The 6,502-nt window shown below is 64.0% G+C and carries 5 protein-coding genes; 1 reads left to right on the top strand and 4 read right to left on the bottom strand.

Going from position 1 to position 6,502, the window contains the following annotated elements:
• Positions 1-118: 118 nt before the first annotated feature.
• The 4 genes from FV230_RS22540 to FV230_RS22555 all read right to left on the bottom strand — a co-directional run bounded on the left by FV230_RS22540 (position 119) and on the right by FV230_RS22555 (position 3,740).
• The gene (locus FV230_RS22540) at positions 119-1,222 is read right to left on the bottom strand and encodes a catalase family protein (RefSeq protein ID WP_147843994.1); all 1,104 of its coding nucleotides are present in this window, start codon (positions 1,220-1,222) and stop codon (positions 119-121) included.
• Positions 1,223-1,405: 183 nt separating this feature from the next.
• Positions 1,406-2,377, bottom strand: coding sequence for an AraC family transcriptional regulator (locus FV230_RS22545; RefSeq protein ID WP_187275589.1), 972 nt, complete (start codon positions 2,375-2,377; stop codon positions 1,406-1,408).
• Between the two features lie 97 nt (positions 2,378-2,474).
• Positions 2,475-2,948 carry a DUF3291 domain-containing protein gene (locus FV230_RS30945; protein ID WP_147843996.1) on the bottom strand — a complete coding sequence of 158 codons (474 nt, stop codon included), beginning with the start codon at positions 2,946-2,948 and terminating at the stop codon, positions 2,475-2,477.
• Positions 2,949-3,101: 153 nt separating this feature from the next.
• A complete protein-coding gene (locus tag FV230_RS22555; protein ID WP_147843997.1) occupies positions 3,102-3,740 on the bottom strand; it encodes a glutathione S-transferase family protein in 639 nt (212 codons plus the stop codon).
• Positions 3,741-4,246: 506 nt separating this feature from the next.
• Here FV230_RS22555 and FV230_RS22560 point away from each other — a divergent pair.
• Positions 4,247-4,768 (top strand): YcxB family protein, encoded by a 522-nt coding sequence (locus FV230_RS22560; protein ID WP_147843998.1) that lies wholly within the window; start codon positions 4,247-4,249, stop codon positions 4,766-4,768.
• Positions 4,769-6,502: the final 1,734 nt, after the last annotated feature.

Genomic DNA, 6,502 nt, shown 5'->3' on the forward strand with positions numbered 1-6,502 from the left:
GGGTGCCGTTCTGTTAGGCGCTCTTAGTCGTTTGGGCTCTTCGACGGAATACTCGGAAGCGGACGACTAACCACCCGCTTCCGTACGAAGCATCAAGGCCGTTACATCGCGTTGCGCTCTACGGCAGATTGATCGCCTCACGTGGCTCCGCAATGCTGTGACCGTTCCGCTCGGCGCGGAAGCGTTTGCCCATTTCGTACGCCTGCTTGCGCGAACGCATGATGCCGCCGAGGGGCCGGTGCGCGGCGAGCCCGTGCCACGGGCTGAACGAGAGGCCGTCGTCGACCGCGCTCGACCGGGCCTCGCTCCAGGCCGTCTGCGGCTTCACCCGTATCAGCGCCACCGTCTGGTACAGGCTCTTGCTCTCGGGCCAGACCGTGGCGGCGTTCTCAACCGGCATATCATCGAGGCTGGTACAGAGCTGCGCCCTGACCTCCCAGAGCCCGCCATTCGCCCTGAAGAACTCGACCACGGCCTCCCGGATGGCATTCGGGCCTCCGTCCTCCGCCAGGGGCTTGTCGGTTAAGGCCATCAGTTCGGGCGCGACCGGCACCACGGACAGCTTGGCGACGTAGTCGCCGAAGCGCACGGGCACCTGGCTGTAGAAGGTCTCGCCGAGGATGTGGGTCTCGGGCTGGCCGCCCATCGTCGCGACGGTGGCATTGGGCGCACCGGTGGTCGAGACGATGATCTCCTGCACGCCCCGCATCGCGCCGGAGACGACCTTCTTGAAACCCTCCGCCTTGTCGGTCGTGGCCGCGAGCAGCTTCAGGGTCGCGAGGAAGGCCTTTGGCGTCGGCGCGCCGAAGGCGGGTCCGTTGACCAGCACGAGGTCCTGGGTGACGTCCCCTTCGGAACCCTCAAGCCGTTCGCCCTCGACGCCGATGATCTTCACGGCGAGGCCGCGGGGCGTCGAGACGCTGTCGTCGAGGATGTCGCCGGGGATGGTCGAGAGGCGCATGACCACGGGATAGGTCGCCGCCTTGGAGAACAGGCCCTGAGCCAGCATGGGTGGAAGCCCCGGGGCCACCTCAAGCTCCCCCTCAAGGAACCCGTGGCTCTTGGCATGGACGCTGCGGATCGCGTGGCCGCCGTCCGCCAGGGTCTTCTCGCTGACCGAGCGCATCGTCTCCATCAGGCCCTGTGCCGTCTCGGCCTCGTCGTCGGCGATGGTTTCGACGTCGGGGCCGTATCGAAGGTAGAAGGCGCTCGCATCGACCATGATCGTTCCTCGGGGCGGGAGCGATGGCACGACCGGGGACCGGTCGCCTTCCGTCCTTGCCCACTGAACATGGCCAAGGCCACCCGACTTCGACGGTTCCGAAGGCTCGGTCCGGTCGAACGCTCGCGCACGCGATCCGAACGATGGAGCACCGAGGCGGGGCCAATTGGCGTCGTGACGGGATCAGGTGGGCTCGGTGTCCGGAGGCTCGCCCTCAATGCGCTCCGGCTCGCCTTCGTCCATTCCGCCGACCAGGCGGAACTGGCTCGGCGCTGCCCCGAACTCGACCTCGAACGCCTTGCTGAACGCGCTCCGGCTCGCGTAGCCGACGGTGGCGGCGACGACCTTCACCGGCAGGTCGGTGCCGCTGAGGAGACGGGAGGCGATCCGCAGGCGGACCCTCTGGACGAACTCCATCGGGCCCTGCCCGAAGGCATTGGCGAACCCTTCCGCGAAGCTGGTCCGGCCCATGCCGGCGAGGGCCGCCAAGCTATCGACGGAGTATGGCGCACCCGGCTGTTCGAGGACCGCCAGGACGGCGCGGGCAAGCTTCGGGTTCTGTAGGGCCGCCAGGATCGGAGAGGTGAAATCACTCGCCGTCAGGTGCCGGCGGAGTAGGATGATGAGGCACTGCTTCATCAGCACCTCCGTCATCGCCTGTGTTGCGAGATCGGGGCTCGTCACCTCGGAGAGCATGAGCTCGAAGGCGTAGCGCAGGACCGGATCCGCGGGGAAAGTCTCCACCATCGGGGCCTGGAACAGCTCGAACAGACCCATCGCGCCGGTGTGGGTGTCGGCGATCTGGCCACATACGAAAAGCGCATCAGGGCTGCCGTCGCCGGCCGTGAAGGAGATCAGGCCGTCACCGTGGAGGTTACAGTGATCCTCGGCGCGGACCTCGCCGACGCAGTCCTCGGCGGCGCCGAGGCTGTGTGAGTGCCGAGCCGGCACGACGATGATGGTGTGGGGCGCAAAGGATCGCCAAGGTCCTTGCCCGACCCGGAGGCTCCCGGTCCCGCGCAGCACGTAGTGGACGGTGATCGCCTCGAACGGGCTAAAGCCCAGGCGCCATCCGCGTTGTATGGTGCAGACGGAGAACGAGCGCAGCCGCACCGCGAGCGTAACGAGAAGGCGGTCGAGAAGGTCGGCTCCCATGGTTGCGGAGTATGCGTCACTGCTGGCGAAAGCCCCAACGATTTCGAGCAGTTGGAGCAGCGAAGCTGACACGCTGCTCTCGACCCAATGCGGACGCTTACGCGGGCTTGTCACTACTCCCCACAGCGGACACAGCTCTACCCCTACGCGGGGTGATCGCGACCGCACCCGCCGTCCGAGGTGTTGCGAACGATAGATCGCGGTGTTGCGGGCTAGGATGGTGCACCTTCGAGACACGCCCTTCCGAACGCATCCGCTCCGCCGCCTCGTTCCAGGTTGGAATGTCTTCTGCCTCTTGGGTCCAGTGAACGACGCTGGCTTCATCACACCAATCCAGGAGTTTCGGCATCGCTTTGCGATGAGCGCCGCTGATCATGTAGCGGCGCATGTCGGATTGGTCGGTCCAAAGGGTCAGCGTCCAAAACGTTCGCTTTCGATCTGCCAGGAGAGATCCACCGATGAGGCCAGGGGCTGCCTTCGTTTGAGACAAGGATCGCAGGGTATCGACCACGAAGGGCGGCATGAAGCGCCACGAGCGGATGCGAAGCCGTGTGATGCTGACGAACGCCATGAGAATGCTTCCTGCGAACCAAGCCGAGCGATGCCATAATCTAGGAATGGCGAGTTCGGCGCTTGCTACCCTCAAGGCAGCCGGACCGCTTTCCACCCCAAGCCGTTGTTCCACCTTCGCTCCATGCCGTGGGACCTTAGGATCCCCACGAGGTCATGCCTCGCCCCAGATCGCGCGGACCCGCGCCACAGCTGGGCGCGCGGTCATCCGCTCGTAGTGTCCGGCAAGGTTGGGCGGGAGTGGGATGCCTTGCTGCGGCGCCCAGCGTGTCGCGTAGAACAGTGCGGTGTCGCCGATCGTGAACGCATCGCCCGCCACGTAGGCGCGCCCTGCCATCTGCTGATCGAGGATGATTAAAGCCGCGTCGATGATCGAGCGGCCCTGCTCCTTAACCGAAGCCTGCCCAAGCTTGAGCGTCTGGTGCAGCGCGTCCTGCGGCTCGTAGTTCTCTGTCTTGAACAGGCGCCCGAACCCCTGCAGGTGCAGCGTGCCGACAGCGTAGTCCATCACCTCGATGCCCCGGCGCTCAGCCTCGGGGTCAGCGGGGATCAGCCCTTTATCGGGGTTCGTGCGGGCCAGCCACGTGGCGATGGCTCCATATTCGGTCATCACTGTCCCGTCGTCGCGGACGAGGGTGGGGACCTTGCCCTTCGGGTTGATCGCCTTGAACAGTTCCTGCTCGGCCTCGCCGCCGGCCACATCCATCTTTACGCTCTCGTAGGGGGTGCCGATCTCCTCCAGCAGAATGTGGATACCGATCGCGCAGGTATGGGGTCCCCAATAAAATTTCATCGTATCTCCAGTATATTGGATGATTGGGGGCGCGGTCTCGACGGGAGGCTGCCTGTGGCGGGCAATCTGCGTGTCCCGAAGCCGCGCGCGTCGCGCTCGGTCGGGAAAGCGGATGCGTCGCGAGGTGGTTCCCGCACCGACATGGCTGTCTGGTCCCCAACGTGTCGCCCAGCGGCGCCTGGTTCCGGGACGCTGACCTCACGCTCTGGCCGGTCAAAGTATGCGTGAAATCGTCGACTGCTCCAAGCCGCGCGGATGTCTGCTTCCCTGATCCGACGTTCCGAAAGCGGATCAGGAAAATCAACGGAAGCGGTCATTCGGCTTGCGACCCAACGCAGCCACCCCGATAGCCGTCAGCGCTTCTTCGAGCGGTCGTTCATCAGCGCTCCAGCAAATTCAGTTCGGGATCGAAAGCAAACTACCCGTCGAACTCGATCATCGGCCGTGCGCGGGACCGTCCAGGCAGAGGAGGTGGAGACGATCCCATTTTGAGGTAGGCTTACGCCATGCCAAGCCTAACCTACCACCCGTTGCGCGAGGACGTTCTCGCCGGAGGTCGCCTGCACCATCTGAGCCTTCTCACGAGCCAGCGCACGGCCCTCGTCCTGATCGTCTATGGTGTCATCGTGTTCGGGGCCTTCATCTTGTTGGATGCGCCAGCCGATGTAGCGTTCGTGTTTGCGATCGGCGCAAGCCTGTTCCTGATCGTGATGCTAGCGCTGCGGCATCTCGTGGTCCCCTGGCTGATCGTGCGGCGGCAGTTCCGGGAGCAGCGGAGCCTCCACCAGCCCTACACCATCACATGGTCCGAGCGCGGCTACGCGGCTCGCAGCGAGACGATTTCCTCCAACCTGCCATGGGATCACTACGTCCAATGGCGCGAGGATGTCCGCGTCATTCTCCTCTACCAATCGGCAGGGTCGTACCAGTTCGTGCCCAAACACATCCTGTCCACTGATGCACAGGAGTTCATTCGCGCTCGGCTGCGGGCAGTTGGTGTTCGGCAGGCACGTCGGTTCTTCGCTTGAATACGGTCGCGCTTGCCAGACACAGTAGCGACGCGTCTAAGCCCAACTAGCCGGTTGTCTGCTTTGATGCATCCGCCGTCTGGAAGCAGAAGGTCCGAAAACCACCCTACTCGGACATTCATCCTATCGGGTTGCGTGTCGGGTATCCGACCGTTTTCTGTACACCGGCCTACGAGCGCCTGCTGTCGTGCTGTCGGCGCCGCGGTGGAACCAGTCACCGCAAACGCCGGTTCATGGCCTGCTCACCAGTCGGGTTGAGCTCGAATAGCACGTCCTTGGCAATGGTACCGGAGTCGCCATCAGGTCAGCTGGGGTCTTGATGCACGTCGGTCCCGGGCTCCCTCGACTGTGGTTCCGACTTGAGCCCGGATGTGTACGGTGATCGTCGCCGGACTTGAGAGCCGCTTGGGTCGAACGTGCCGGATCCGCTGTCTTCCCCGTATCGGGATGCTGGTACCGGGCTCATGGCGAGCTTTGTGAGATGGTTTGGCCGGTGGATTGTGGCTCCGCCGTCCCCTTCTTTCTCGTCGTAGGTCATCCCGGGCTGAGTGGACGGCTTGCGTTCCCGGCCGTGCCGCGTCTGGCCGGCGGATGCGGGCTCTGGTTGTCAGCACACATCACGCACCTCCGGAGGGCCATTTGCGGCCAGAAATCCGAAAAACGATTATAATGTAGCTACTTAAATTGGCCAGAGGTGGGGCGATCGCCAACTCCAGGTCGACGAACGGACGGGTGATGATCTGAGCGATAATGATGCCAACATGGGGTGATCAGCGACGCGACAACCGTCCGATATGCCCCGCACACGATCTGCCTCGACCCACAGGCATAGGCGCGACAGCCGCGCCGTATACCGGACGCGAGAGACTGTGATGCCGGGAACAGCTCGGCCATAGTCTGGCGCATAGAGTCGGGAGGCGACGCGTACGATGCGGGTCCGACGTGTGCAGATCGTCCGATATGCTCGGAGCAAAATCGGCAGAGCCCAAACACGAAAGGAAGGTAAACCGGAACCAAGTCGATCGACATCCGGGGGACGACCCAACGCACTGTCTGAAGTAGCTTCAGACCTCATACCGTCCGAGGAAGAAGGGAGAGGTGGATCCATCGGGTGATACGGGCTGATTTTTGCCGGTCGCGCCGGACCGGAGATCCGGTGCTCAGTCAATGGGTTGAGGCAGGATGGCGGCACGGGAGTGCCGGTCTTTTTGCCGGTTCGGCTCAATCGGATGGAGCTCCACGGTTGCCCGCACCTTCAGCGGGTGTGGTGTGATGCCCTTCCTGCTACCGTACCACGACCGTCCTCTACCGCCTCTTGCCGGGCCTGACCGTACCCTGCCGTGCCTCCACCAACGTGCCACGTCGCCGTTCAGGCCGAGACCGGATCCGGCGGCGCCGCCACCCATTCGCTGTAGCGTCTGCGCAGTTGAGGAAAGCTGCGGCCACGACGGGCTACGAGGATCCACAGGGTGCCAGTCGTTGCCAGCCAGTTTGCCATAAGCTCGGGGTATCACACCACACGCACTGAAGCGTCTGAGACCCCGTAGGCCTGTCGAGGAACCCGGCTGCGCGGACGGCGTCGATCGAACTGGCCCTGTGGCTTACAGCCGTCGTCCAGTCTGCTCCACGGACCCTTATCCGCAAACGAAAACGGCCGGCCTCGAGACAGGCCCAGCGTCCCTCTTGGAACGATCATCCTTAGAGCGCCTAACAGAACGGCACCCTGAGCGTTGA

The organism is Methylobacterium sp. WL6 (assembly GCF_008040095.1).
Taxonomy (GTDB): domain Bacteria; phylum Pseudomonadota; class Alphaproteobacteria; order Rhizobiales; family Beijerinckiaceae; genus Methylobacterium.